This is a genomic window from Alteromonas sp. P256, from assembly GCF_036864455.1.
GTDB lineage: Bacteria > Pseudomonadota > Gammaproteobacteria > Enterobacterales > Alteromonadaceae > Alteromonas.
The window spans coordinates 77,547-104,303 of the sequence record NZ_JAZETM010000009.1; the positions used below are offsets into that span (position 1 = coordinate 77,547).

Sequence of the window (26,757 nt, forward strand, 5' to 3'; positions counted from 1 at the left end):
TATGCTATTTAAAGACCGATTTTACTGATGATTTGGTTTGCTACCGCACGAGCAGATTGGTCGTCGGTATCAACTACGTAGTCGGCTACCTCTTCGTACAAAGGGTTGCGTGAGTCGGCTAGGTCGCGAAGTACCTTCTCAGGATCTTCGTTTTGAAGAAGAGGACGACGCTTGTCACGTTGTGTACGAGCTACTTGCTTGTCGATAGTGGTTTGCAAGTAAACAACGATACCGCGGGCAGATAAACGGTTACGTACTGCTTTAGTCACGATAGAGCCACCGCCAGTAGCAAGCACAATGCCTTGCTTGTCGGTTAAATCGTTGATGACGTTTTCTTCGCGTGCTCTAAAACCATCTTCACCTTCCAAGTCAAAGATCCAGGCGATATCAGCCCCAGTGCGGCGCTCAATTTCCTGATCCGAATCAAAAAAATCCAAGTGAAGTTCGTCTGCTAGATGTCTACCGATAGTGCTCTTGCCAGCACCCATCGGGCCAACTAAAAAGATATTACGTTTTTCAGCCATATTTGCTTATATCACAACTTAATCATGTTAGGGGCAGTGCACTGTTGCCTTACCAGCCTACCCATTGACTCGTGCCTATTTAATGTCCAATAAGCACCACTCCTTAAACCTCGTTAATATTTCGAGGCGGCGATTATCTCAGTTTCCTGCAAGGCGTTGCAAGTTTTGTTACCAACAATATGCATATACCTGTAATTTCACTCAAAAAAACAGGGTTAAAACAAAAAACGTGCAAGGTTATGCACGTTTTATTTGGCAACTCGGGAAGGGGTTACGGTTTTTCAGTAATTATTTTGGGCGTTACAAAAATTAATAACTCGCGCTTTTGCTGTAGCTCAGTGGTATTTCTGAACAATGCACCTAGCACGGGAAGGTCGCCAAACAGAGGGACCTTGTTCACGCCGTCACTGCTTGTTTGCTGGAAGATGCCGCCTAGAACGATAGTTTCTCCATTCTCAACCAGCACCTGTGTCTGTATTTCCTGCGTATCGATTGCCACTGCATCCCCAGTTGATGTGGATACTGTTTCACCTCGTGTATCTTGTGTTACTACCAAATCTAAAATAATTCGGTTGTCCGGTGTGATGTGCGGCGTGACTTTAAGCGATAATACCGCCTTTTTAAATTCAACCGCTGTGGCGCCGCTTGAGGTTGCCTGCACAAACGGAATCTCTGTACCTTGCTCAATATACGCTTCGTGTTGATTGGCAACCGTGATTCGCGGGCTAGCAATGATTTCACCCTTGCTTTCAGATTCTAATGCCGACAGCTCTAAATCTAATATAGTGCCATCGATTAAGCTTGCCACTTGAAAGCCTATGGTGCCCGCAGCACTGCTCACCGGTAAGTTAACGTTTAATCGGTTGTTGATTGAGGGAACAATGCCACCTGCAATGGTATCTGCACCTTCAAGAGAACCTGATACGCCGTTGTCGTCCTGTCTATCACTGAAGCCCCATCGAACGCCAAGTTGTTCATCTACGTTATCCAGTACAGTTACCATACGGCTTTCAATAAGCACCTGTTTAACAGGAATATCGAGTACTTCGATGGTCTTTCTAGCTTCGTCGATAGACTCCAGTGTGTCTCTTATCAGCAGCGTATTGGTGCGCTCATCAACGGTCACTCCGCCTCTATCTGAAAGAATACCACCTTCCGATGACTTTAAAATTGCAGCCAGTTCTGCTGCTTTTGCGTAGTTAATCGCAATATCCACTGTTTGCAACGGGGCCAAATCGGCCACTTGCTGACGAGACTGCAGCGCTTGGGTTTCTCTTGCCGATAATTCTTCTGCCGGTGCAATAAGTAAAATGTTCCCTTCTAAACGCTTGTCCAAGCCTTTCACTCGCATGATCATATCGAGGGCTTGATCCCAGGGAACCCCAGAAAGACTAATGGTGACATTGCCTGTCACCGAGTCGGTTGTAACGAGGTTAAAGCCATTAACTTGAGCAATAATCTGCAATACCTGACGTACCGGAACGTCTTGGAAGTCGAGAGATATGGGTTCGCCAGTATACTTTTTCTCGCTGCTAAGGGCTTCTTGCTGTTCTTTACCCATAGGTACTATTTCAATGTGAAGCTGCTTCCCTTTTACCGTGTTTCTCACGGTAACCGCGCCTTCATAATTCACTTCAATACGCGCAGACTTGTCGTCTTCAAAAGTTTCGATAGTAGAAACCACGGTGCCAAAATCAGCCACATCAAGCTCTACAAACTGATCTTCGCCCAGTTTAGTAGCCATTAAAGTAACTGATACTTTGCCCTTAGATTCAATAAGCTGTGTCTTAGGGACTTGGCCTTCAAACGTCACCATAGTAATCGCGGTGTTGTTGGCGTTTTGCGTAAAATCAACATCAATGATGGTGGTGGTCACGCGCTGTACATCGCTCATAGACTGCGGGTCGACTAAAACTGGCTCTTGGGCTTTTGAGGGAGCAACAAACAAAGTAAAAGAGAGAAGCGCAGCAATAGTACCTGCTAACCAATACCATCTAGGCGCGCTACGATTTAGAGATTTATTAAATATGTATCGCTCGGCCATGTTTACTCTCCCGCCTGTGATGCTGTTGTCATTGTTGTTGTTTTCCTTTGCCAGCAGCCAGCACCATCTGGTAATAACTGTTCTATAATAATTGATTCTTTGCCGATTTGCGTAATGCTGCCGTAAAATAGCCCAATGCGGCTTTTGGCTTTTGCTTTGTGCAGCATGCCGTCGTTACTTTTTATGAGCGCCCATTTTTCGCCCTGAACGGTAAAACTTCCAGTGAGTGCGAGCGCGTCTAAGCCATAGCTTTCTAACGCCTGTTTGGGGCGTTGAAAATCAGGTTGTAAGCAATTTTCAACCCGAGTTTGGCTCACTACCGCAGGTATCCCTCTGGGCTGCTGAAAAGGGCTTCGCAACGAACTTGCGCTGTATGCAAAAGGCGGTTGAGTTTCAAATTTAGTGTATGGCTCTACGCTCGGCTGAGCTCGGCTTTTTACGCTTTCTGTGTAAGCCTGTAAATCATTGATTTCAGGGGCGCATCCACAAATCATAACAAAAATACACAAAGATAAAAGATATCGCATTAGTCTTCTTCTCCCTCTAAGAGTGAGGGATTGTCAGAACGGTAGGTTCTTGCCTGTAATCTAAGGGTTAAGCCACCTTCATTGCGGGCAATATCAAAGTCGTGCAAAGTTACAATACGAGGTAAATCTGCCACGTTAGAGACGAATTCACCAAAGTTGTGATACCCGCCGCTTACTTCCATCTCTATAGGCAGTTCTGTGTAGAATTCTTTTGGCACTTCTTGCTGCCAGTTGAGCAGTTTAAAGGTTAATCCTGCCGAGGTGCCCACGTAAGTAATATCGTCAAGTAGTCCCGGTGTCTCATTACTGGTAGGTAGACTTTTCAGCATAGAAGAGAAGTCTTTTTTGATTTGCTCTAGTTGGGCTTGATAAGCATCGAGGTTTGCAGCAATTCGGTATTTAGCTTCAAACTGAAGCTTTAATTCGTCTTCTTTTAATTTTGCTGTATCTAAGATAGGAAGCTTTGGACTTATCAGCAGGTAGTAACTTAATGCGCCTATGGCAATAGCCACAAATGCTGCAACAACAATGCGTACTTCGTTGGGCCAAATGGCAATTTGTTCGAAATCGAGTTCGTTGAGTTCTTTTAGTTTTGAGACATCAAATTTCATCTACTGAACCTCACTTTCTGCATCTGTCATTGGCGCTAGATTGGGGGCGATAGAGAATGTAAGGGTAAAGTCACTCACTGCACGCGCGGCGCTGCTATCCGATTTGATGGTAGACAGTTCAGCAGACACAAAGGTGTCAGAGCTGTCTAATGCACGCATGAAATCAGATAGCCTGTTGTTTGAATCACTCGTACCCTCAATTTTTATGCTGTTTCCAGTGCGAGCCATAGTGTTAAACGCTACGCCTGAGGGTACAAGCTTGGCTAGCTCATCAAACACAATAGGCGAGATATTGCGACTTGCCTGAAGTTGTTCAATCAGGGTCATCCGTTGTTCAATGGCGCTTTTATTTTCTTTCACTTTCTTTATATCGCCAATTTGATTGTCTAGGGCGGCAATTTCACGTTCTAGAAATTGGTTTCGTGAGTTTTGATGGCTAATTTGCTGGTCGATTGCTTGCCCAACAAACCAAAATATTAGCCCAACAATCGCAGCTACGGCCACGAGTGCTGCCAGATACTGCTGCTTTTGATGTTGGCGCTGTTTTTCGCGCCAGGGGAGTAGGTTTACATGTGCCACGGGGTAAAACTCCTACTCGCTAGGCCTGCTGCTATGACAAGTTGAGGCGCTAATTTTTGCAGCTTTGCCGCATCCAATTTTGGATTTATTGTCATGCCTGCAAAAGGGTTAAAGCGAGCGACATCAAGGCCTAAGTCTTGGTTTAAAATATCAACCAAAGGCTCAATGGTTGCTGCGCCTCCGGTAAGTAAAATTTTCTGAGGACGTTCGGCGTGGGTGGTACTCATGTACATTTGTAATGCGCGATTAATACTTTGTTGAAGATTAGCGGCAAAAATGGGTAGGGTGTCTTCAACCCAATTTCCTGCTAATGTGCCGTCTAGCAACTGGCGCTCTGCAGTTTCTCGCTCAATCATGTGGATGGCGCTAATATCGTTTATGAGGTTATTCAGTCCAAAGGCGTGCTCTTTGGTATAGGCAACGTTGCCGTTTTTTACCACACAGACCTGGAGCAGTGAGGCACCTACATTCACACAGCATAAAGACTCGTCGGTTGCCGGATTGGCGTGAAAAAAGTCGATGGCATTGCCGATAGCGTAGCTTTCCATATCGACAATTTTAGGCTCGAAATTGGCTTCTCTTGCTAGCAGCAGTCGACTATCTACCAAATCTTTATGTGCAGCAGTCAGCAGAACATTTACTTTGCCTGTATGCGTAGTACTTGGGCCGATTTCTTCAAAGTCTAAATAGACTTCTTCTAATGGGTAGGGAATGAGACTGTCAGCTTCTATTTCAATTTGGTTTTCTAAATCGAAATCGCTTTGCTCTGGATCCATGTAAACGATTTTACTGATAACAGACGTGCCCGCAACAGCCACGTTGGCTAACTTAATTTTGGTCTTAAGTGCTTTTCTGATTTTTTTTAATGCAATACTGACCGATTCATAATCTTTTATGTCGCGCTCTGAAAAAGCAATTTTACTGATGGGTTCGCAGGCATACCCTTGAAGTAAAAATCCATCTTTTGTCTGCTCTATCCATACCGCTTTTATTTGACGCGTTCCTATGTCTAAGCCCACAATGGGCGGCAGCTTTTTTTTCAGTAGCGATTTCATTTATTCGTGCCTAGTTCCAAAGGTAGTTGCTCTAAAGTACAATATTACGCTAAATAATTCATATGTATGGTTCTATTGATAACACATACGTATAGAATATACGTCATTTCATCATAATTTTCCTTGGTACCCGTTACAGTGAAGTACATTAAACCGTTAATCCTTTTCAGTTTCTTATCCGGTCTTCTTGGCTTTGCTGCGCTGGTTGGTATTTACTTTTATATCAAACCTGACCTGCCTAGTGTCACTGTCCTTAAGGATGTTCGCCTGCAAACCCCAATGCAGATATATACCAAAGATGGAAAACTTATTTCCCAGTATGGAGTTAAACGGCGGATACCGGTAAAACTTGAGGAAGTTCCTAAGCAATTAGTCGATGCGATAATTGCCACTGAGGATAGCCGCTTCTACGAGCATCACGGTATTGATCCCATTGGTATCGTTCGAGCAGCAGTAAGCTTAGTACTGACGGGTGAAAAGCGACAGGGAGCCAGTACACTTACCATGCAGTTGGCGAGAGGTTTCTTTCTGTCTCGGGAGAAGACGTACATACGTAAGGTGAAGGAAATATTTATCGCTCTTCATATGGAGCAAGAGCTCTCGAAGCAAGAAATCTTGGAGCTATATTTAAACAAAATCGAATTAGGTCATCGTTCGTTTGGTTTTGGCGCCGCTTCACAGGTGTACTATGGAAAGCCACTTACCGAGCTGTCTTTAGCACAAATTGCCACTATTGCGGGTCTTCCCAAAGCGCCCTCAGTGCTTAACCCTATCAGCGGACCAGAGCGCTCTGTTGAAAGGCGACGCGTGGTTCTTCTGAGAATGCTCGATGAGAACTACATTACCAGAGCGCAGTTTGATGAAGCCGCTAGCGCTCCTGTTACTGCACGTAAACACGGCGCTGAAATTGAAGTTGATGCGCCATACCTAGCAGACGTTATTTATTCCGAAATGGTAGAAACCTACGGCAAAGAAGAAGCAGAAACAGGTGGATACCAAGTTTATGCAACGGCCACATCTGAGCTACAGCTTGCGGCCCAAAGGGCAGTGGTAAGAAATCTACATGATTATGACGAGCGCCATGGCTATAAAGGGGCATTAGGCTATCTGTGGGACATCCCTAAAGCTGAGTCAAAAGACGAGAAAATCCCGCTTCTGTCATTGAGTTTTGACGTGAGCAATCGCACAGAGCGAGCGATGTGGGATGATCCGTCGTTAATATCCGTATTAGAAGAAATTCCCTATATTAAACCGCTAGTGCCGTCAGTGGTGAAAGTGGTAAACGAAAAGTCCATAGAGGTACTTACTGTCAATGGCGAAACTCGCACCATAGAGTGGGACGGCCTAGATTGGGCGCGTCAATACATAACTGACTTCAGGCAAGGAAACGACCCTGATACCGCTGCTGATGTGACGCGCGAAGGTGCCGTCATTTATATTCGAAAGCAAGACAATGAGTGGCGAATTGCGCAGATCCCCGAGGTAAGCGGTGCGTTTATCGCGCTTAACCCTAAAAACGGTGCCGTGGAAGCGGTTGTGGGCGGCTATAGCTTTTATCAAAGTCAGTTTAACCGCGCCACGCAAGCTAAGCGTCAAGTTGGCTCGAACATTAAGCCTTTTATCTATTCAGCCGCTATTGATAATGGTTACACATTAGCGTCTATTATCAACGATGCGCCAATAAACCAGTGGAATGCTGCAACCGGTGTAGCATGGCGGCCACAAAATTCACCTGCTGAATACGATGGGCCTATTCGCATGCGAAAAGCACTGGGTAAATCGAAAAACGTGGTGTCGGTTCGACTGCTCCGTGGTGTAGGATTGCGCGAAACAGCGAATTATCTGACTCGTTTTGGTTTTAACAAGGAGGATATTCCTCTCGATGAAACCGTATCGTTAGGTTCAAGCTCTCATACTCCTCTTGAAGTGGTGCGCGGCATGTCGGTTATTGCCAACGGCGGTTATCTAGTAAACCCTCACTTTATCAGTGAAGTGCTCGACGAGAGTGGTGAACAGTTATGGCAGGCAAACCCAGTATGGGCTTGTCATCGCTGTGAAGAGGAAGATGAGACCCCATCGTCCCAGCCCTTAGATGAAGATGATATTGAAGCATTGCTTGCGGCTCAGTTTAATGAAGATGCTGGCACGGTAGATTTGACCAATGATGTTGAAGAAAAGACTATAGCGCCTCAGGTTATTAGTGCACAAAATGCGTTCCTCGTCGCTGAAATGATGCGAACGGGCGTGAGAGCCAACGGTAACTGGAATAAGAAAACCTATTGGCTTGGCACCGGCTGGCGCGCTAGAAATATATTACAGCGTACGGATATTGCTGGTAAAACTGGTACAACGAACGATTCAAGAGATACATGGTTCAGCGGGTTCCACAAAGATATTGTAGCGACCGCTTGGGTCGGTTTTGACAATATGAGCCGCCAGCTTGGGCGTGCTACTCGTAATCAAAATTTAATTAATAAAAACCCTGAGAAGTTTAATTGGATTGGCAATGCGCTTATCGGAACAGAAGATGGTGCCAAAGCCGCAGGTCCTGCCTGGATCCGCTTTATGGAATATGCACTGGCCGACAAACCTTATTCTCCGTTACCTGTGCCTGAAAATATCGTTCGCGTGCGCATTGATCGTACCAGTGGAAAGTTGACCAATCGCACAGACCATACGACACTATTCGAATACTTCCTTCAAGGTACAGAGCCTACCGTATACGTTCGTGACAACGATGTGGTAGACCCAGCCGAGCAGGATGAAACAACAACGCCAGAGTCAGAAGAAATATTTTAAAAAAGGGAAGGGCGCGCAAAACCACGTCCTTTTAGGCTTTGGCGCTCCATTTGCCTGAACCCATAACCGGAAAAAACATGTCAGAAGATTCACAGCGCTATCTCTATATCCCACATTCCGGCCCTTCATTGCTGGAAACTCCGCTACTTAACAAGGGCAGTGCCTTTACTGCCCGAGAAAGAGCTGCATTCAATCTAACGGGGTTAGTGCCGCCGCGGTATGAAAGCATAGAAGAGCAGGTTGAACGCGCTTACATGCAGTACAGCAGCTTTGACGAAGCATTGAATAAGCACATTTACTTGCGTGCAATTCAAGATAATAACGAAACTTTATTCTATCGCCTCATTCAGAAATACATTGATGAAATGATGCCGCTCATCTACACCCCTACTGTGGGGGATGCCTGTGAGCAGTTTTCTGATATTTACCGCAGCTCTCGTGGTTTATTTGTGTCTTATGAAGAGCGTCATCAGATAGATGACATTGTTCGCAACGCCACAAAACGCAAAGTGAAAGTCATCGTTGTGACAGACGGCGAGCGCATTTTAGGGTTAGGTGACCAAGGTATTGGTGGCATGGGTATTCCTATAGGGAAACTGTCGCTGTATACCGCCTGTGGCGGTATTAGCCCAGCCTATACATTGCCGGTGATGCTTGATGTGGGCACTAATAATGAAAAGCTGCTTAACGATCCTATGTACATGGGAGCTCGACACCCTCGTATTGAGCAAAAAGAGTATGACGAGTTTGTCGACTTGTTTGTACAAGCAGTTAAACGACGCTGGCCTGACGTACTTATTCAATTTGAAGACTTTGCTCAGCCAAACGCCATGCCGTTACTGAATCGCTATCGCAATGAGATCTGTTGTTTCAATGATGATATTCAGGGCACCGCGGCAGTTACTCTAGGCACAATATTAGCCGCCTGTAGAACAAAGCAACAAAAGCTCAGTGAGATGAAGGTTGTTTTTGTGGGCTCTGGTTCGGCCGGTTGCGGTATTGCTGAAATGCTCATTCAGCAAATGGTATTTGAAGGGTTAAGTGACGAGGAAGCGCGAAAGCACGTATTTATGATCGATCGCTTTGGTCTGTTAACAGAGGGCATGGAAGGTCTCCGTGATTTCCAAGAAAAGCTTCAGCAAAAACAAGAAGACCTTGCCGATTGGACCTTCAGTGGCGATTATGCGTCGCTTCTTGATGTTATGCATTGTGCACAGCCCGATATACTCATTGGGGTGTCTGGCCAGCCAGGCCTATTCACTGAACAAGTCATTCGCGCCATGAAGCAAAACTGCGAATTGCCTATTATCTTTCCGCTGAGTAATCCTTCACGCCAAGTGGAAGCGCGGCCAGAGCAGGTCATTGAATGGACAGATGGAGAGGTGATCATTGCCACCGGAAGCCCATTTAAGCCGGTTGAGTACAATGGCAAGGTGTTCCCTATTGCCCAGTGCAATAACTCTTATATCTTTCCCGGTATCGGTTTAGGTGTTGTTGCTGCAAAGGCGAAGCTAATAAGCGATGAAATGTTAATGGCTGCCAGCAACGCACTCGCTAAAGCGTCGCCATTAGTCAACACTGGTGAAGGTTCGCTGTTGCCATCCTTGGTACAAATTGCAGAGCTTAGTCGAGATATTGCTTTTGAAGTTGGCAAGGTAGCAATGCAGCAAGGCTTGGCCTTAGAAATGTCTGAGGAAGCACTTCGTGCAAGCATTGAAAGGAATTTCTGGAAAGCAGAATATCGACCCTACAAACGGGTGAGTATTTAACTATTCAAAAGCAGGCGCAACGCCTGCTTTTTTGTATGTACTTCAAGGTGGAACATATTCTAGCAATCGCCTTTCTACCTCCCTCGGTAAAACATTGTCACCAATGTGCAACATTTTCCTCTATTTCTTCCTGACTTTTTCACTTTAAATTTTTCAACGCTATGAAAATATTCGTTTTTTTGGAGTTGGCTTAATTATTGATATCTAGATATTACATGCACATAAGTGCAAGCACGTGTGATGAACAAGCGCGGTGCTAATGCAGTTAATTGATATGTACGGGTAGATGAGCGCTAGTGTAATCCGCTCATGTAATTTGCTAGCTCAACTCGCTAACGCTATTCGTACACTACCGCTTTGCGTGCAATGGAGTGTGCGCCTTTTAATGTGGGCCGAGCTGGTGAATTTCACCGCTCGGCTTTTTTATGTTGGTGAGCCTATAACCTTGTTTATTGGTCGACACAGGTGAGCTCTATCTCTTTAAAAGTTGTTCTTAGTTAATAGAACTAGTTTATTAGCAGAGACAAAAGGAAAAGCAATGTCAGCATCTGATAACTACACCCCTCCTAAAATATGGACGCAAGACAAAGACGACGGCAATAAGTGGGCTAGCATTAATCGCCCTGTGTCTGGTGCCACCCATGAAAAGGCCCGTGAACAAGGCGAACATGGATTTCAGCTTCATTCTTTAGCCACACCAAACGGGCAAAAAGTAACCATTATGCTGGAAGAGTTGTTGGCCGCAGGCGTGGATGAGGCTGAGTATGACGCTTGGCTGGTGAATATTGGAGAGGGCGATCAATTTTCTTCAGGCTTTGTGGATGTAAACCCAAACAGTAAAATACCTGCGATGGTGGATACCACAACCACGCCGGAGACAAAGCTGTTTGAGTCTGGCTCCATCCTGATGTACTTAGCTGAAAAGTTCGATAAATTTATTCCCAAAGATGCTCATGCTAAAGCAGAATGCATGAACTGGTTGTTCTGGCAGGTGGGCAGTGCGCCTTATCTCGGTGGTGGTTTTGGCCATTTTTACAGCTACGCGCCATACCCAATGGAGTACCCCATTAACCGCTTTACTATGGAAACGAAACGTCAATTAGACGTTTTAGATAAACATTTGGCGAACAATACATTCATGGCGGGAGACGAGTACAGCATAGCGGATATCGCGATATGGCCATGGTATGGCAACCTCGTGCTAGGTAATTTGTATGACGCCGCTACGTTTTTACAGGTAGAAGAGTATACCCATTTGCTTGAATGGGCTCAGCGTGTTGAAAAGCGCAAAGGTGTGCAGCGCGGCCGCATCGTCAATAAAACGTGGGGCGAAAACGGGCAGTTGGAGAACCGACACAGCGCTGCTGATATTGATAATGCCCTAGCGAATGGCTAAAGACGTTTAAAATAAGAGTAAAGCGACTGTGTAAAGCGCCATCATTGACGTAGTCGGTGGTGGCAACACAGCTGTTTTGCGTGATGCTAGTGACATTGAACTAATGCAGCTAAATAAGCGCAGTTAGACAAGCACTGCTAAATAAGCACGGCTCGGCTTTTATAGTAGGCTTTTTGCAACGGTTTCAGATCCCAATCTTCAAGTGATACTGAAAAACGAAAATCGCCAACGCTTCCTTCCCATCGTGTTTCTGGAGGTGTCGCCCACGACTTCATAAACACCAATTTTCCTTGAATGCAGTGCAGCACATCAATATTTTGCTCACCGTCGACACCGTAGTATTTAGTTTCTGTAATAGCAGAACCTTCTTCGCAGGGCTCGTCAAAGAATACGAAACCTCGATAACGGCCATTATCGCTAATGGTTAAAAGGGCCGCATAATTTTCATCTACGTATACCTTACGCAAGGCAGGTAAATCCCCTTCAACTCTTTTTATTTGAACACGCCGCTTTTCGTCAAACCATGACCAACCTTTGCTGCCCATAAAATTAAGTTCTTCTCGTTTCAAGGCGTGTTTACTCATACTTTTATTTGAAAAAAAGGCACCCGCGCCTATGGTGAGAAGCACAAAGACAATAGCAACAGTGAGTAGTCGTGATGTATAAAGCGCCATAACGATAAAGAAAAATGAGTGATAGTACAGTTAATGAATATACGTAGATAAAGTGGTAAACGTTTGTGTATCGCATCCAATTAACCGGAATTTAATGTTTCAGGGTTGGGTGTTTGCTCTGCGCTAGGCAACACTATTAAAGTACTCAGTTACTTTGGGCCAAAGATGTTGGCACTTGCGTGAGAAGAATTTCATGTGACCAATGTCTTTCACGTTGTGCTCGGCAGGGTCGAGCTGCTCTACTTCAGCCTTCATATTGGGGAACACACTTATCATGTCATGCACATTTTTAATGTTGGCTATGTCATCATCAGTGGCAAGTAACCATTTTGAAGGGATACAGATATCGTCAAAATAATGGTTTCTTACTTCCTTCCCAAAAGCGGTTTTTATGTATCCACTGCCGTTACACCATTGTTGCCACTGGCGAGCAACCTTTTTTGGCAATGGCTCACCCATACCAACCCATTGTGAGTTCGTGTAGCCAAACACAAAGTTACTTAAAGGAATAAAGCCATTCATAAAAAAATGCGCTTTGATTAAATATCCCTTACGCATATTACGTAAGCTACCTGATGAGCTACCAAAGTTACAAAACGCACTCAGGTCGTGAACATTGTGCATGAGACCTAGCAATTGCCCACCTGCGCTATGGCCCACTAAAAAATAATGACAGTGTGAAAAGTGAGATTTGAGCGTTGATAATACGGCAGGCATGTCTTGATCGCCCCAGCTTACCAGCGACGCATTGCTGTGCTTTAACGGAACGTTACACGATCCTCCAATACCACGATTATCAAATGTGATAACACCGTAGCCCTGTTCGCACAAATACGTGGCGAAGGCGCGATAAAATTGACGTTTTATGCCCGTAGCAGGGCCCACCATGATAGCCGCTTTCGCTGGGGTACTAGGTGTAAACAAAGTGGCTTTTAGCTGGGTTTTGTCTTCGCAGGTTACAAAGATATCGTCGGTTTTTATGTCTGTCACAAATAGGCCCGCTCGCAGTTTCTGGTCTTACCAGTAAAGCGAGTTTGCCGTTAATTTGCAACAAAGAGGGTATTTTTTTTGATGATAAATGCCTATGCCAAAGCGGTCTTTAGAGCCTTTTTGGCATAGGAGAAAGGCTACTCTACGTTTAGTGTAAACACCTTCGAATTACGCTGGAAGTTGTACAGCTCTTTTTTCACTTCCGGCAAAGCGCTGATATCTGCAGGCTGGAATCCCTGCTCCAAAAACCAGTGAGCCGTCACTGTGGTCAGTACAAATATACGATTGATACACGCTTCTTTAGCACGCCTGCATACTTCTTCTAGTATACGTTCACCGCGGTTTTTGCCGCGGTAATCTTGATGTGTTGCCACACACGCAAGCTCGCCGCAGTCATCTTCGGGATACAGATAAAGTGCTGCGCAGGCGATTATCATTCCATCGCGTACAATGATAATAAATTGATTAATTTCACTCTCAAGGCGTTCGCGAGAGCGTTTGACCAATACTCCACTGTCTTCTAAGGGCTTAATAAGATTCAGTATGCCGCCTACATCGTCAATGGTTGCAGCTCTTAACTGCTCGTAATGATGTTCCATCACTAACGAGCCTGTGCCATCGCGAGTGAACAGCTCTTGAAGCAGTGCACCGTCGTTTTCATAACTAATGCAGTGTGCTCGCGGCACGCCAGCTGATACGCTGGTGGTGAGAGCTCGCAGTACAGTGTGTTCCGTGGTAATGCTGCCGCCCATTATCATTTTCTCTAACTGAGGGCGCTCAATGGTGCGAAGCAATTTACCATCGCTGTTATACACGCCATCGTAATTTGAAAATACAATGAGTTTATCGGCTTTAAGTGTAATAGCTGCTTGGGTGGCCACATCTTCATGAGACAGGTTGAACACCTCTCCTGTTGCTGAATACCCCATGGGCGAAAGCAAAACGATTGAACCGTCATTTAAATGATCGTTAATGCCCGTTATATCAATGCGTCTCACTAAACCGGTATTTTCAAAATCAATACCGTTGCGCACTCCCATGGGTTTTGCCACCACTAAATTTCCAGAACACACGCGAATTTGCGCGCCGTGCATAGGAGAGTTTGGTAGGCCCATGGTTAACAAGGCTTCTACTTGAGAACGCACCGAGCCAGCGGCGTCTTTTACGCACTCAAGAGTTTGCTTGTCGGTAATTCTTACGCCGTCTTCAAAGCGCCCTTCAATATTGCGAAGGGCCACTCTTGAGTCTATTTGCGGCCTCGCACCGTGCACAATAACTACGCGCACGCCAAGCGTATTCAGCAATGCGATGTCGTGAATAATATTAGGGAAATTGGGATGTTCAATGGCTTCGCCACCGAACATCAGTACAAAGGTTTTTCCCTGGTGGGCATTAATATAAGGCAGCGAGCTGCGAAATAATTTAATGCCATCGTGATGCGCTAATACCATGCGAGTATGTCCCTACCGCTACCCTTGTTTATCCAAGCTTTCCAGCTCCTGATCCAAGCTTTCCAGTTCTTGATACAGCGCTTTAGTCACTGTTTCTTTACTGGTTCCGCCAAGTATATTTCGCTGATTAACGCCAAACTCAAGCTGCAGCACCGGATACACATCGTCTTCAATCTTGTCGCAAATAGCCTGCAGCTGGCTAAGGGGCAAATCTTCAATGGCACAACCATTATCAATAGCCTGCAGCACCACGCGACCTGCAATATCATGACCGGTTCTAAACGGAATGCCTTTGCCTACCAAGTAGTCAGCAAGTTCAGTGGCATTGGAATACCCTTGCGCTGCAGCAACGCGGCAGCGTTCTTCGTTTAGCTGCAACGAGTCGAGTACTTCACTGGCGATGCACAAACAAATATGCCATTGATTGACAGCGTCAATAGCACCTTCTTTGTCTTCCTGCATATCTTTATTGTACGCAAGAGGCAGCCCTTTCATTGTGACTAGCAGTGCTTGTAGTGAACCGAAGACTCGGCCGCATTTTCCGCGCATTAACTCTAGTGCATCCGGATTTTTCTTCTGAGGCATAAGTGAAGAGCCCGATGTCACGCTATCACCTAACTGCAGAAAGCCAGCTTCGCCAGAGTTGTAAAAAATCATATCTTCAGCTAGGCGAGATAAGTGCATCATGCTGGTGCTTGCAGTAAACAAAAGCTCAAGCACGAAGTCGCGATCTGAAACCGCATCTAGGCTGTTTAGACAAGGAGAATCAAACCCTAACTCATCGGCAATGGCATGGCGGTCAATAGGGAATGTTGTGCCAGCTAATGCACCAGAGCCCAGCGGACACTGGTTCATTCTTGCTTTTAGGTCATCAAGTCGACTTAGATCGCGCTTTAGCATTTCAACGTATGCCAAGCACCAATGTGCAAAGTGAATAGGTTGAGCGCGCTGTAAGTGGGTATAACCAGGAATAATAGCTTCTTGGTGGCGACTTGCAGCGTTTAGCAGCGATTTAATGACGCCAAGAACGTCGCTGCGAAGTGAAGCAATATGTTCGCGAACCCATAGCCTAAAATCGGTTGCTACTTGATCGTTACGGCTTCTACCCGTGTGCAGCTTTCTGCCAATATCACCCAGCTTTTCGATAAGCGCAGCTTCTACAAAGCTGTGAATATCTTCTTCGCTAGAGGCATCAAAATCTAACTCGCCGGCATCAGCTTGCACTTTCAGCTCGCTAAGTGCTGCTTCTAGCTGCTGCTGTTCATCACTAGTCAGCACACCCGCTTTTTGCAGCGCCCGTGACCAACTTATTGAGCCTTGGATATCTTGGCTCGCCATAACACGGTCAAACGGTAAAGAGTCGTTCACCTGCTTAAACATACTACTTGCACCGGATTCAAACCGGCCACCCCACAACGCCATGTGATACTCCTTTAACCTTTGTGATTAGCCTTGGTTTTTTAATGCTTCAATACGACTAGACAGGCTGAATAAACGGATAAATCCTTCAGCGTGTTTTTGGTCGTAAACATCATCGGCGCCAAACGTGGCAAAGTCTTCGGAATACAAGCTGTTAGGCGAGCGACGCTGGGTTACTGTTGCCTGACCTTTATACAGTTTAACCACGATATCACCCGTCACTTTTTTCGCGAACGATGCCGCGCCAGCAAGCAGTGAATCGTTTAGCGCAGTAAACCATCGTCCGTCATACATAACGTGGGAAAACTCTAAGCCAATCTGCTCACGGTATTTAAGCGCTGCTTTGTCAAGTACCATGGTCTCAAGTGCTTTATATGCTTTTAGCAGTACTGTGCCGCCAGGAGTTTCATAACAGCCACGAGACTTCATGCCCACTAAACGGTTTTCAACAATATCGATACGACCCACGCCGTGTGCCGCCGCTACCGTGTTTAGCTTTACTAACGCTTGATATGGCGATAGTGCTTCGCCGTCAATGTGGGTCAGTCTACCTTCGTTAAATGACAAATTTATGCGCTCTGGTGTGTTTGGCGCATCTTCTGGGTCTACCGTCATAGTCCAGACTTCTTTCGTCGGCTCTTGCCATGGATCTTCAAGCTCACCGCCCTCGTGAGAAATATGCCATGCGTTGGCGTCACGGCTGTATATCTTTGTTGCTGAGGCCGTAGTGGCAATGTTGCGCTCGGCCAAATAGGCCAATAAGTCTTCACGGCTTACCATATCCCACTCACGCCATGGTGCGATAACCGTTAAATCTGGTGCTAGTGCAGCAAAGGTACTTTCAAAGCGCACTTGGTCATTACCTTTACCGGTACAGCCGTGACACAGTGCATCAGCACCTACTTTTCTTGCCACTTCTACCTGCGCTTTAGCGATAACAGGGCGGGCCATTGAAGTACCTAATAGATACTCGCCTTCATATACAGCGCCTGTGGTGATTGTTGGAAAGATGTAGTCGTTAACAAACTCTTCTTTCAAATCGATGATGTGGCACTCGCTAGCACCTGAAGCGATCGCTTTTTCATGAAGGCCTTCAAGCTCCTCATCGCCTTGACCTACATCAGCGGCAAACGCCACTACTTCACAGTCATAGTTTTCTTTAAGCCATGGGATGATAGCTGAGGTATCAAGCCCGCCTGAGTAGGCCAACACGATTTTTTTAACGTTTTGCATCTAAGTAGTTCCTCTTAGGCACTGAGTAATTGAGTAAGGATGGCGTTTTGGCCATGCATTCTGTTTTCGGCTTGCTGCATTAATAGCGACTTGTCACTATCAATCAGTGAGCCAGTAATTTCTAGGTCACGATGGGCCGGCTGGCAGTGCATTACGCAGCTTGCACCTGATGCCTCCATAAGCGCTTCGTTCACTTGATACGGCATAAACGTTGCCTTAATGGTTTCAAGGGGAGTGTCATCACCCATGGAAAGCCAGGTGTCGGTGTAGATGACATCGGTACCATTTGCGGCTTCTAATTCGTTGCTTTCAACAATGGTTGCGCCGGTCTTCTCAGCTAACGTTTTTGCATGAGCGACAATGCTGGCATCTGCTTCGTGACCTTTCGGGGTAATCACAATTTGGTTGCAACCTAACAGTGCGCCAACAATCAATAGCGAATGGGTTACGTTGTTGCCATCGCCGATATAGGTCATGGTCAAACCCGTCGTTTTACCAAAACGCTCGAACATGGTGAGGTAGTCGGCCAGGCCTTGGCAGGGGTGGTATTTATCGCACAATGCGTTAATCACAGGTACATTTGCCGCTTCAGCATAGGTCTCTAATGTCGAGTGAGAAAATACGCGAGCAACAATGGCATCCGCCCAGCATGAAAGATTGGCAGCGGTATCTACCGAGTCTTCACGACCTGCCAGCTTGCCCGATTGCACATCAAGATACACCATGTGACCGCCAAGTTTGTTAATACCAATATCAAAGCTCACTCGGGTGCGCAGAGACGGTTTTTCAAATAGCGCAACAATCGACTTTCCTTTTAGCACATTGCTATAACTTGCCGGTGCTTGCTTTATTTCAACCGCAAGTTTAAGTAATGATTCCATCGCCTCTGGGGTCCAGTTGGCAAAAGTTAATAAATCCTGTTTCATTCGTTGTCTCCCAAGACGCCATTTAGTGACGAGGTCTCGCAGGGTATAATTTGTGTACCCGTGTTTTTATTAAGTATGTCAGTGATGTTTGCGGTCCAGCTGGCAATGTAGACCGCACGCGATAGGGTGTTTGCTGACTGAAGGGCTGCGTCGACCTTTACCTTCATGCCATCAATAATAACGCCCGCAGCAGAGTATTCTTCTATACGCGTTGCGTCTAACTCGCCAATAAGCGCTTTGTTACCATCGAGCACGCCATCAACGTTGGAAAGCAGCAATAGTTCGGCATCGAGTAATTCAGCAATTACCGTTGCTGCCTGGTCGGCGTTGATGTTGAGTAATCTGCCTTGTGCGCTTGAGCCAATAGAGCTGATAACCGGCAGCACAGACTGGGCTAATACGCTTTTTAAAAAGCTCGCGTCGGCAGTGGCAGGCGTACCAACGGCACCGTATTTATCTGCCAGTGGTTCACAAACTACCATGTTTCCATCAAGTAGTGATAAGCCCACGGGCGTTAATCCCGACGCTATTGCCGCAGCACAAAGCTGTTTGTTTGCCGAGCCAGCCAACGCGCCACAAATGTAAGGCATATGTTCATCTGGGGTTACCCTTAGCCCATCTATCTTGGTACTCTTAAGTCCTAAGCTAGCCATTAAGGTTTCCACCAATGGTCCACCGCCATGCACAACCGCAACAGGACGGCTTTTTTGTACTTCTTTAACGCTTAAAAATAACCGGGTCATCGCAGCGGCGTCATCGAGTAACGCGCCACCAACCTTTATGACAATGGGGGAACGGCTCATAGTACTAACCCTGTTTCTATTGGCTGTTTAGTCATAATGTTTACGCATTGAATGGCCTGCGATGCTGCGCCCTTCATAACGTTATCAATGGCTGATGTGACAACGGCATAACCTGATGACTCATCAAGCTTCCAGTAAAGGTCAACAAATGGCGTGTGCGCTACATCATCTATTTTAGGGAAGCTGCTGCGCAAACGAACAATAGGCTTATCAGCATAGGCAGCTTTATAGGCTTCATCAAGTTGCTCTTGAGTGACACCTGATTTTAATTTCACCGTTACCGTAGCTAAGATCCCGCGTTTAAAATTACCTAGATGAGGCGTGAAGATAACGGGGGTGCCGAGGTATGCCTCAATTTCCGGCGTATGGCGGTGGCCTAAAACACCATAGGCATGCAGGCTAACTTCGAAAAAGCTGGTGGTAAGGCTTGCTTTTCTACCAGCACCAGAGACTCCGGACACTGCATTAATGACGGGACGAACAGCGCTATCTAACAAATTGTTTTCACCCAGCGGCTTAAGTGCACTTAGGCTGGCGGTGGGGTAGCAGCCCGGTACAGCAATAATTTTGGCTTGCTCAATAGACGAGGAATACCATTCAGCCAGTCCATAAACCGCATTGTCTAAACTGTCTTGCTGCTTGTGAGGAAAACCATAAAAGGCCTCGAATATCTCAGTGTCTTTTAGCCTAAATGCGCCAGAGAGGTCGAGTACTTTTGCTGGGCCTGAGGTAAGCAATGGCATCCAGTCGTGGCTTGCTTCATGAGGCGTTGCTAAGAATATAAAGTCAACATCATGCGCTAAAGACTCTAAAATGCTGTCGCTAATAGGGATGAGTGTTGCATCAACGTGGGCTAACTTTCCGTGTAGCTCGCCAATGGGTTTATTGGCATCGGCGCTGTTCGATGACACATAGGTTCCAGACAGCGTCAATTCAGGATGCTGATGTACTAACTCTACAAGCTGTGCCCCTGTGTAACCACTGGCACCAATAATGGATACGTTATACATAATAAGTCTATTTTGAATAAAGAGAAAAAAATCACTTTTTACCTTTGTAAACTGATTGGACTCTATTGCCTAACCGCTACCACATTACAAAGGTAAAAAGTGTGCTACTGCAACAGCATAGATGAACGCGAGCGTCGTCGCACACTATGCAAAGTGTAGCTAGCCAGGGGAGTGGTAAACATGGTTACGTTGCTATTAAATTCAGCAGCGTAAATCGATGTTGTCATTATGCGTTCCTGTATCGTGCCATCCTCTCAGTGGATGACTGTTTTGACCGTGGATAAGTCTACCAATTTTGAATTTATATGCAATATTAATGTATAAATATTTTAAATTGAGTTGTCGTTATCGCTTTTTGCTGTGATATATTCGTTAACTAATATAGTACATTAGTATCTGTTACATAAATTTGACACGGACTTCGCTGATATTGAATATTTATACATACCGTTTTGGCGAGGATGGCTATGTAAACAGCGTAAGACGCTGTACACTTTCCCTGTTGTCATAATCGTATTTATCGGTTTACACATAAAAAGGCACATTCAGCAATGAGCAAGCTTACTTTGGCCCTAGTCGCCCACGACCACAAAAAACCTGAGTTATTAGCATGGGCTAATCAGCATAATAAAATACTAGAACAGTGCAACCTCGTAGCCACTGGAACAACAGGCGGGCTAGTTGCTGATGAAATCGGACTTACGGTAAAGCGCTTTAAAAGCGGCCCGTTAGGTGGTGATCAGCAAATTGGGGCACTGATTGCTGAAAATAAGTTAGATGCCTTATTCTTTTTCTGGGACCCGTTAAATGCCGCTCCTCACGACCCTGATGTAAAAGCATTGTTGCGTTTGTGTTCCGTATGGAACGTACCTGTGGCGTGCACGCCGGCAACCGCCGATTTAGTTGTGACGTCACCGCTATTTTTGTCGCCAGAATATAAGCCAGTAAAGCCTCACTTTTAAACATTGAGTCGAAGTGACCTAGAATCATTGCCCTATTGCTTAGTAAGCCCTGAACAACATATGCTAAAGCAAAAAGCCGAGAGCAACGTCTCGGCTGTGAATGAACGAAAGGTTAAGCGCTATTTCGATAAGAGCTTTATTTAAGTAGGTCCATCAATTCTCGCATTTCTCGCTTCCTGCTTTTAAGCTCTTCTTGTTGCTCGTCGGTAAGCACGGCCATTAATGTACTTCTGAATTTAACCTTTTCAACGCCAGCAGCGATAAGGTCGTCTTCATATTTCGCGCTAAGGGCGATAAAAGCATCTTCAGAGAATGCATCACTTCTTACTAAGTCGCGCTGTGCTTGTTTGAATGTTTTCAATGTTTCGCGATGAAATTCTGCACTTTCTTTACGTAAATCAATCAACTGTGCAATCTCGGCCTTTTGTTCCTCAGACAAAGACAGGCCAGCAAACTGTTTCATCTCTCTTTGGCCGCGCTGCTGTTTGTCGCCTCTACTATCTTTATGCGACTGCATAGTCTGCTCTCTGCGTTCACGCTTCTCTTCAAACTTAGAATGACGCTCATCGAGTTCTGCTTGCTGCTCTGTGGTTAACACGGCAAAAACATCATGGCGTAATGTTGCAAATTCAAGCTGCTTTGACGATTGCTTTGCAACACGCTGTGCCACTATCTCAGTAATTTCAGCGTCTGTTGCTGTTGTTAAATCCAATCTTGGCGTTGAGTTAGCATTCCTGCGCTCTTCTTGTGAATGGCCCTTGGTTTCATCAGAGTTGGCCTCTTTAAATTGAGTGACTAACGCTTTAATTTCACTTTTTTGTGCTTCACTAAGAGAAAGGCCGCGAAGCTGTTTAACCATCTGTTTGACTAAAAATTTCGCTGATTGATGGTGACGCATTTCTGTGTCGTGATGCTTGGCATAAGCAAAACCACTGATACCTACAGTCGCTACAATTGCGCTAGTAATTAGTAATCGTTTCATTTTCGTCTCCTTTTATTTGACACTGATAGATTAGTACCAATTGTCTAGCTATACAGTCAGCAAACTGTAAAGCTTGTGTAAAGGCGATACGATATCAAGACTAGAAAGAGTGGAAGCGATATAGTGGCTATATAGAAGTTATATAGAAGCTTTATAAAAGCTTTATAAAAGCTATGCAGTCCAGTAATAGCATTGTTTAGGTGTGTGCAGTTTCAATCAATGGGCACAGCGTGTACGGGAATAAATCATAGAAAGGTGAGTGTGTTTTCATGAGCAAGGAGTTCCATCTACAGTCTGTTTTAGTCATCGATGATGATATTGAACTAACAGATATGTTGTCGACTTATCTCTCTGGTATGGGATATAGCGTAAACGTGAAAAACGACGGTGAGGCCGGATTATCTGAAGCAATATCCGGCCATCATTACGACCTTATTCTTCTCGATGTAATGATGCCAAAAATGGACGGTTTCGACGTGCTCCAAAAACTTCGCGCTAGCCATACTACACCAGTGCTTATGTTGACGGCCCGCGGTGATGACTACGACAGGATATTAGGTCTTGAATTGGGAGCCGATGATTATTTGCCTAAGCCCTTTAACCATAGAGAGCTAGTAGCGCGAATTAAAGCCATAGTGAGACGCTACACTCTATCTGCTGGTGGTGGAGGTATCGAGCAAGACCTTCTCATCAATGATATTTTCCTAAGTCCTAGTAGTCAGCAGGTCAAGGTGAACGACATAGCCCTAGAACTGACTACCACAGAGTTTATGGTGCTCAGGCTTTTAATGCTCAATGCCGCACAGCGGGTTACAAAAGAGCAAATTAGTTTAAAAGTACTGGGCAAGCCCTTACAAGCTTTTGATAGAAGTATCGATATGCACGTGAGCAATTTACGCAAGAAAATTTCTGCGGTTGCGCCCGGTGATAAGATAAAAACCCTGCGCGGTGTGGGTTATATGCTGCTGCCGGAGTAATGCAGATGTTCAAAAAATTAAATCCAACACGCAAAATTATGGGGCGCATTTTTTTGTGGTTTTGGGCTACATTTCTTGTGACAGCAGCGCTTGCCGTTGTGGGGACACGGTTTTTCTTCGAAGAGTTAGAAGTTGTTGATATTAAACCTCAAGATGTGCGCTCACTGTCTGTTTCTGTCAGGCGAATTCAGCGTGACAAAGCACAACAAGTGCCTCTCATTAACCTGCTTAAACGCCTTGAGCGAGAAAGACGATGGCGTTTAATTGCTGTTAATACCAGTAATCAAAAAATCATTGGCCCTTCGGGCCCGCCGATCCGCGACATAGATGCTCGCGCAATCGTTAATTTAATAGGACAAGAATCTGCTATTGCTATTAAGCGCGGACCGGTGAAGTTTACTGGCCCGGTTTTTTTTAATCATAGCGGAGAGCGTTATGCGCTCTTTTCAGCAAAGTTTGATGGTGCTAAAGAAAACAAGCCATCGCTTTTACTGCTGTTTTTTATCGCCATCCTTACTACAACTATACTGAGTTGGTGGTTTGCACGTTCATTGACTTCACCTATTCTGGATATACAAAGTTCTGCCAAAAAACTTGCCAGCGGGCAGTGGGACACGCGAGTTGGCTCTGCATCGAATCGCCATGATGAATTAGGTGAGCTAGCCCGAGACTTCAATACTATGGCCGCACGGTTGCAAACCATGTGGGGTGCACAAAAGCGCCTCTTAGCTGATGTGTCTCATGAATTGAGGTCGCCACTGGCTAGGCTACAAATGGCATTAGGACTGGCGTATCAACAAAACGTAGACCCTGACACGTTAAGCCGAGTTGAGCGAGAAGCTGAACGCATGGAGGCCTTGGTGGCACAGCTACTTACGCTAAGTCGTGTTGAGGCTGGTCATGCGTCGCTTACCAAGCAGCCCCTAGGGGAAGTGCTCAACGATGTATTTACTGACGCTAACTTTGAGGCACAGAACAACAATAAGCAGCTGTGTATTGCTGAAGTACCACAAATAACCGTAGAGGTTGATAGCAACATGCTCTGTAGGGCGGTGGAAAACGTGATACGAAATGCTATTCGTCACAGCAAAGCGCTTACCTCGGTTACTTTTGAGCATGACGAGACACAGTGGCATATTACTATTTCAGATGATGGTGATGGTTTGTCACTCGAAGAGTGCGAGCAAATATTTTCGCCGTTCTACCGGGCGACACTCGCTCGAGAGCGAGAGTCTGGCGGAGTCGGCCTTGGACTCTCTATTGCCAAGGCCGCTGTAGAGTTACATAACGGAGTTATCTGCGCTGAACCTCAAAGTGACACAGGATTAAAGGTGACTCTATCTTTTCCCCGGTAGTTCATGGAGTTACCCTAGTCTGCTATTAAATAAATAAAACTTTGTGAGTATGTTGGTAAAGTACCTAGGTTTTTAGGTATCATTTCAATATAACAACTTTATAACAAGGCAAAGCACATGGAATGGACGTTCACGTCTGAAAATGACCTGGCGACGACGTTTGCTACGGCAATAAACCCATTCTGGCAAGAGCACGTCACTGAAGGGGCTTTCAAAGGCCAAGAAGGTTTCAGTGTTCGGTACGCGTTTTGTATTCCAAAGAACCCGCGTTCCACGGTGGTGTTAAGTTCTGGCAGAATTGAGTCTTACTTAAAGTATAAAGAGCTTATTTTTGACCTATACCAAAATGGATTTGCCGTCTTCATTCTTGATCATCGAGGGCAGGGGCTGTCTGACAGGCTAACTCACGACCCTCAGCATGGCTATGTAAGCAGCTTCGATGATTATGTGGACGACCTGCTCACCTTCGTTAAAGAAATAGTAAAGCCAAAACAGTGTGGCGAGTTACAGCTTGTGTGTCACTCAATGGGTGGAGCAATTGGTGCTCTTACTCTGCTACGGGTGCCTACTTTATTTGGCAAAGCCGTATTGGCTTCGCCTATGTTTGGTATTAAGCCAGCCTTGCCTGACTGGGTGGCTAACGGACTTATTCGTACCGGCCTGGCCGTAAATAGAATGAGAAAGCAGCAGTCGGGGTACTTTTTTGGCCAAACGCCTTACATCGCATTTCCCTATTCATTGAATAAACTCACTCATAGCAAATCTCGCTATTCCCTGTTTAGGTCGCTGTATGATGAAGAGCAAGAAATACAGCTGGGCGGCGTGACGACAGAATGGCTAGCTGCTGCACATGAAGCTATGCACCGAATAGAAGATAGTGCTAGGGCCATCATTACACCTATGATAATTTTTAGTGCCGATGGTGACAGTATTATTGATAATACTCGTCAGCGCCGAGTGGCAAAGAAAATGCCAAATGCCGAGTTAGAAGTCATACCAAGGGCCTATCACGAGTTATTTACCGAGTCGGACTCCATACGCGAGCCTGTGCTTAATCGACTATGTGATTACCTGTCTAGCTAAACGCACTGGAAGTGTCGCAACGCATTTCGTAGCCCTTAACTTTATAGCAGTAAGTAGAACTCACAGCATGTTTGATATTGTACTTTACCAACCTGAAATTCCACCTAATACAGGTAACATTATTCGTTTGTGTGCCAATAGTGGTTTCGCGCTACATCTCATTGAGCCTCTTGGCTTTGAATGGGACGATAAACGAGTACGACGAGCTGGTCTCGATTATCATGAGTTTGCCCATGTGAAACGATATGCCAATTTAGACGCCTATATTGAAGATGCAAAACCCACGCGAATTTTTGCATGCACCACAAAAGGAAAAGCGTTTCATAGCGATGTCAGCTATAAAAAGGGTGATGCGCTAATATTTGGCCCTGAGACGAGAGGGCTACCTGATGAATTTATTCAGTCTCTTCCTGAAGGGCAGCGAGTGAGGATTCCTATGCTGCCGGACAGTCGCAGTATGAACCTTTCTAATGCCGTGTCTGTGTTTGTTTATGAAAGCTGGCGACAGATGGGATACGAAGGAGCAAGATAGTCTTTTTTGCAATAACCGAAGGCAACTAGCCTTCGGTTCGAAGGTCGCGCCCTAACAGCGCTAAAGCGGCCTCTTTAGGGTTTTTATCGTGATAAAGAACGGCATAAATTTGCTCACAAATCGGCATTTCTACACCCACCTTGTTCGACAATATATGCACTTCTTCGGTATTTCTGTAACCTTCAACCACTTGCCCAATTTCTTCTATGGCAACATCAACGGATTTACCTTGACCTAGTGCCAAGCCAAAGCGGCGGTTTCGAGATTGATTATCTGTGCAGGTAAGCACTAAGTCGCCAAGTCCAGCCATACCCATAAAGGTTTCAGGGTTGGAGCCAAGCTTTACGCCTAAGCGGGTTAGTTCGGCAAGACCACGGGTTATCAGCGCGGTACGAGCATTTGCACCAAAGCCTAAGCCGTCGGCCAATCCCGCACCAATCGCGATAACGTTTTTCACTGCACCGCCAAGCTGTACGCCGGTAAAATCTGAGTTTTTATACACTCTGAATGATTTTGCACAGTGAAGCTTTGCCGAAAATTCATCAGCGAGAGTATCGTCAGTAGAAGACAAGGATATAGCAGTGGGCAATCCCGCTACCATCTCTTTGGCGAAAGTTGGGCCAGAGAGTACCGCTAGAGGGTAATCAAGACCTAAAATCTCTTCTGCTACTTCTCGCAACAAACGCCCTGTTTTTGGTTCAAGACCTTTTGTCGCCCAAATAACTCTGTGATGAGGTTTTAGCAAGGGCTTTAAGGTTACAAGCATAGCCGCAAAAGCGTGGCTTGGAACCACGACTAATATGTCTGCGCTTGCTGCCACAACGCTTTCTAAATCAGCATCAACCTGTAGCGCATCAGGAAACGTCGCTCCTGGTAAGTATCGAGCATTTTCTCGAGACTCTGCGAGTGCTTGTATATGCTTTTCGTCCCGCCCCCACAACAGTGTTGGATTACCATTTCTGGCAAGACAAAAAGCAAGAGCGGTGCCGTATGACCCCGCCCCCAACACCGAGGTAGAAGGTACCGAGGTAGACGGTATTGTGGTAGAGGCAGCAG

General features: G+C 45.7%; 24 protein-coding genes. 8 read left to right on the forward strand and 16 right to left on the reverse strand.

The window, feature by feature from the left end; all coding sequences use genetic code 11:
• Positions 1–8: 8 nt before the first annotated feature.
• The 6 genes from aroK to pilM form a co-directional block, all read right to left on the reverse strand.
• Positions 9–524 (reverse strand): shikimate kinase AroK, encoded by a 516-nt coding sequence (aroK, locus tag V7R39_RS13670; RefSeq protein WP_032095188.1) that lies wholly within the window; start codon positions 522–524, stop codon positions 9–11.
• Positions 525–795: 271 nt separating this feature from the next.
• On the reverse strand, positions 796–2,568 hold the full coding sequence (locus V7R39_RS13675; RefSeq protein ID WP_334031360.1) for a type IV pilus secretin PilQ: 1,773 nt from the start codon (positions 2,566–2,568) through the stop codon (positions 796–798).
• A 2-nt stretch (positions 2,569–2,570) separates the two neighbouring features.
• The gene (locus tag V7R39_RS13680) at positions 2,571–3,095 is read right to left on the reverse strand and encodes a pilus assembly protein PilP (RefSeq protein ID WP_334031362.1); all 525 of its coding nucleotides are present in this window, start codon (positions 3,093–3,095) and stop codon (positions 2,571–2,573) included.
• The gene (locus V7R39_RS13685; protein WP_334031363.1) at positions 3,095–3,706 is read right to left on the reverse strand and encodes a type 4a pilus biogenesis protein PilO; all 612 of its coding nucleotides are present in this window, start codon (positions 3,704–3,706) and stop codon (positions 3,095–3,097) included. The genes V7R39_RS13680 and V7R39_RS13685 overlap by 1 nt, the downstream gene beginning before the upstream one ends.
• Positions 3,707–4,285 (reverse strand): PilN domain-containing protein, encoded by a 579-nt coding sequence (locus V7R39_RS13690; protein ID WP_334031364.1) that lies wholly within the window; start codon positions 4,283–4,285, stop codon positions 3,707–3,709.
• Positions 4,273–5,340, reverse strand: a complete 1,068-nt coding sequence (pilM, locus tag V7R39_RS13695; RefSeq protein ID WP_334031365.1) for a type IV pilus assembly protein PilM — start codon at positions 5,338–5,340, stop codon at positions 4,273–4,275. Before pilM ends, V7R39_RS13690 begins: the two co-directional genes overlap by 13 nt.
• A gap of 138 nt (positions 5,341–5,478) precedes the next feature.
• Between pilM and V7R39_RS13700 the strand changes: the two genes are divergently transcribed.
• From V7R39_RS13700 to yghU, 3 genes are all read left to right on the forward strand, one after another.
• A complete protein-coding gene (locus tag V7R39_RS13700; RefSeq protein WP_334031366.1) occupies positions 5,479–8,139 on the forward strand; it encodes a penicillin-binding protein 1A in 2,661 nt (886 codons plus the stop codon).
• Between the two features lie 77 nt (positions 8,140–8,216).
• Complete coding sequence (locus V7R39_RS13705) at positions 8,217–9,908, forward strand: NAD-dependent malic enzyme (RefSeq protein WP_334031367.1); 1,692 nt, start codon at positions 8,217–8,219, stop codon at positions 9,906–9,908.
• Positions 9,909–10,446: 538 nt separating this feature from the next.
• Positions 10,447–11,304, forward strand: a complete 858-nt coding sequence (gene yghU / locus V7R39_RS13710; RefSeq protein ID WP_334031368.1) for a glutathione-dependent disulfide-bond oxidoreductase — start codon at positions 10,447–10,449, stop codon at positions 11,302–11,304.
• Positions 11,305–11,441: 137 nt separating this feature from the next.
• Here the strand turns inward: yghU and V7R39_RS13715 are convergent, their stop codons facing one another.
• From V7R39_RS13715 to argC, 8 genes are all read right to left on the reverse strand, one after another.
• Positions 11,442–11,888 (reverse strand): hypothetical protein, encoded by a 447-nt coding sequence (locus V7R39_RS13715; RefSeq protein WP_334031369.1) that lies wholly within the window; start codon positions 11,886–11,888, stop codon positions 11,442–11,444.
• Positions 11,889–12,101: 213 nt separating this feature from the next.
• Positions 12,102–12,968 carry an alpha/beta hydrolase family protein gene (locus V7R39_RS13720; protein ID WP_334031370.1) on the reverse strand — a complete coding sequence of 289 codons (867 nt, stop codon included), beginning with the start codon at positions 12,966–12,968 and terminating at the stop codon, positions 12,102–12,104.
• Positions 12,969–13,105: 137 nt separating this feature from the next.
• On the reverse strand, positions 13,106–14,419 hold the full coding sequence (gene argA / locus V7R39_RS13725; protein ID WP_163106996.1) for an amino-acid N-acetyltransferase: 1,314 nt from the start codon (positions 14,417–14,419) through the stop codon (positions 13,106–13,108).
• A gap of 18 nt (positions 14,420–14,437) precedes the next feature.
• Complete coding sequence (gene argH / locus V7R39_RS13730; RefSeq protein WP_334031371.1) at positions 14,438–15,841, reverse strand: argininosuccinate lyase; 1,404 nt, start codon at positions 15,839–15,841, stop codon at positions 14,438–14,440.
• 24 nt (positions 15,842–15,865) lie between these two features.
• On the reverse strand, positions 15,866–17,071 hold the full coding sequence (locus tag V7R39_RS13735) for an argininosuccinate synthase (protein ID WP_032095468.1): 1,206 nt from the start codon (positions 17,069–17,071) through the stop codon (positions 15,866–15,868).
• A 14-nt stretch (positions 17,072–17,085) separates the two neighbouring features.
• Positions 17,086–17,997 carry an ornithine carbamoyltransferase gene (locus V7R39_RS13740; protein ID WP_334031372.1) on the reverse strand — a complete coding sequence of 304 codons (912 nt, stop codon included), beginning with the start codon at positions 17,995–17,997 and terminating at the stop codon, positions 17,086–17,088.
• On the reverse strand, positions 17,994–18,800 hold the full coding sequence (gene argB, locus V7R39_RS13745; RefSeq protein ID WP_334031373.1) for an acetylglutamate kinase: 807 nt from the start codon (positions 18,798–18,800) through the stop codon (positions 17,994–17,996). The genes V7R39_RS13740 and argB overlap by 4 nt, the downstream gene beginning before the upstream one ends.
• A complete protein-coding gene (argC, locus tag V7R39_RS13750; protein ID WP_334031375.1) occupies positions 18,797–19,810 on the reverse strand; it encodes an N-acetyl-gamma-glutamyl-phosphate reductase in 1,014 nt (337 codons plus the stop codon). The genes argB and argC overlap by 4 nt, the downstream gene beginning before the upstream one ends.
• 551 nt (positions 19,811–20,361) lie before the next feature.
• Here argC and V7R39_RS13755 point away from each other — a divergent pair.
• A complete protein-coding gene (locus V7R39_RS13755) occupies positions 20,362–20,772 on the forward strand; it encodes a methylglyoxal synthase (protein WP_334031377.1) in 411 nt (136 codons plus the stop codon).
• A 136-nt stretch (positions 20,773–20,908) separates the two neighbouring features.
• On the opposite strand, the gene V7R39_RS13760 is transcribed toward V7R39_RS13755, so the two are convergent.
• A complete protein-coding gene (locus V7R39_RS13760; RefSeq protein WP_334031379.1) occupies positions 20,909–21,754 on the reverse strand; it encodes a Spy/CpxP family protein refolding chaperone in 846 nt (281 codons plus the stop codon).
• Positions 21,755–22,023: 269 nt separating this feature from the next.
• Between V7R39_RS13760 and V7R39_RS13765 the strand changes: the two genes are divergently transcribed.
• The 4 genes from V7R39_RS13765 (at position 22,024) to trmL (ending at position 25,701) form a co-directional block, all read left to right on the forward strand.
• On the forward strand, positions 22,024–22,731 hold the full coding sequence (locus V7R39_RS13765) for a response regulator transcription factor (protein ID WP_334031381.1): 708 nt from the start codon (positions 22,024–22,026) through the stop codon (positions 22,729–22,731).
• Positions 22,732–22,736: 5 nt separating this feature from the next.
• Positions 22,737–24,086 (forward strand): ATP-binding protein, encoded by a 1,350-nt coding sequence (locus V7R39_RS13770; protein WP_334031383.1) that lies wholly within the window; start codon positions 22,737–22,739, stop codon positions 24,084–24,086.
• 117 nt (positions 24,087–24,203) lie between these two features.
• Positions 24,204–25,169 (forward strand): alpha/beta fold hydrolase, encoded by a 966-nt coding sequence (locus tag V7R39_RS13775; protein ID WP_334031385.1) that lies wholly within the window; start codon positions 24,204–24,206, stop codon positions 25,167–25,169.
• A gap of 67 nt (positions 25,170–25,236) precedes the next feature.
• A complete protein-coding gene (trmL, locus tag V7R39_RS13780; RefSeq protein ID WP_334031387.1) occupies positions 25,237–25,701 on the forward strand; it encodes a tRNA (uridine(34)/cytosine(34)/5-carboxymethylaminomethyluridine(34)-2'-O)-methyltransferase TrmL in 465 nt (154 codons plus the stop codon).
• 25 nt (positions 25,702–25,726) lie between these two features.
• On the opposite strand, the gene gpsA is transcribed toward trmL, so the two are convergent.
• Complete coding sequence (gene gpsA, locus V7R39_RS13785; protein WP_334031489.1) at positions 25,727–26,740, reverse strand: NAD(P)H-dependent glycerol-3-phosphate dehydrogenase; 1,014 nt, start codon at positions 26,738–26,740, stop codon at positions 25,727–25,729.
• Between the last annotated feature and the right edge of the window lie 17 nt (positions 26,741–26,757).

What these genes read in the sequence shown, in the direction of transcription:
- trmL (WP_334031387.1), top strand. Translation starts at nt 25,237, where the DNA reads ATGTTTGATATTGTACTTTACCAACCTGAAATTCCACCTAATACAGGT.
- V7R39_RS13705 (WP_334031367.1), top strand. Translation starts at nt 8,217, where the DNA reads ATGTCAGAAGATTCACAGCGCTATCTCTATATCCCACATTCCGGCCCT.
- V7R39_RS13740 (WP_334031372.1), bottom strand. Translation starts at nt 17,997, where the DNA reads ATGAAACAGGATTTATTAACTTTTGCCAACTGGACCCCAGAGGCGATG.
- V7R39_RS13735 (WP_032095468.1), bottom strand. Translation starts at nt 17,071, where the DNA reads ATGCAAAACGTTAAAAAAATCGTGTTGGCCTACTCAGGCGGGCTTGAT.
- argA (WP_163106996.1), bottom strand. Translation starts at nt 14,419, where the DNA reads ATGGTATTAGCGCATCACGATGGCATTAAATTATTTCGCAGCTCGCTG.
- yghU (WP_334031368.1), top strand. Translation starts at nt 10,447, where the DNA reads ATGTCAGCATCTGATAACTACACCCCTCCTAAAATATGGACGCAAGAC.
- V7R39_RS13675 (WP_334031360.1), bottom strand. Translation starts at nt 2,568, where the DNA reads ATGGCCGAGCGATACATATTTAATAAATCTCTAAATCGTAGCGCGCCT.
- argC (WP_334031375.1), bottom strand. Translation starts at nt 19,810, where the DNA reads ATGTATAACGTATCCATTATTGGTGCCAGTGGTTACACAGGGGCACAG.
- aroK (WP_032095188.1), bottom strand. Translation starts at nt 524, where the DNA reads ATGGCTGAAAAACGTAATATCTTTTTAGTTGGCCCGATGGGTGCTGGC.
- V7R39_RS13760 (WP_334031379.1), bottom strand. Translation starts at nt 21,754, where the DNA reads ATGAAACGATTACTAATTACTAGCGCAATTGTAGCGACTGTAGGTATC.
- V7R39_RS13765 (WP_334031381.1), top strand. Translation starts at nt 22,024, where the DNA reads ATGAGCAAGGAGTTCCATCTACAGTCTGTTTTAGTCATCGATGATGAT.
- V7R39_RS13680 (WP_334031362.1), bottom strand. Translation starts at nt 3,095, where the DNA reads ATGCGATATCTTTTATCTTTGTGTATTTTTGTTATGATTTGTGGATGC.
- V7R39_RS13685 (WP_334031363.1), bottom strand. Translation starts at nt 3,706, where the DNA reads ATGAAATTTGATGTCTCAAAACTAAAAGAACTCAACGAACTCGATTTC.
- V7R39_RS13770 (WP_334031383.1), top strand. Translation starts at nt 22,737, where the DNA reads ATGTTCAAAAAATTAAATCCAACACGCAAAATTATGGGGCGCATTTTT.
- V7R39_RS13715 (WP_334031369.1), bottom strand. Translation starts at nt 11,888, where the DNA reads ATGAGTAAACACGCCTTGAAACGAGAAGAACTTAATTTTATGGGCAGC.
- pilM (WP_334031365.1), bottom strand. Translation starts at nt 5,340, where the DNA reads ATGAAATCGCTACTGAAAAAAAAGCTGCCGCCCATTGTGGGCTTAGAC.
- argH (WP_334031371.1), bottom strand. Translation starts at nt 15,841, where the DNA reads ATGGCGTTGTGGGGTGGCCGGTTTGAATCCGGTGCAAGTAGTATGTTT.
- V7R39_RS13775 (WP_334031385.1), top strand. Translation starts at nt 24,204, where the DNA reads ATGGAATGGACGTTCACGTCTGAAAATGACCTGGCGACGACGTTTGCT.
- V7R39_RS13755 (WP_334031377.1), top strand. Translation starts at nt 20,362, where the DNA reads ATGAGCAAGCTTACTTTGGCCCTAGTCGCCCACGACCACAAAAAACCT.
- argB (WP_334031373.1), bottom strand. Translation starts at nt 18,800, where the DNA reads ATGAGCCGTTCCCCCATTGTCATAAAGGTTGGTGGCGCGTTACTCGAT.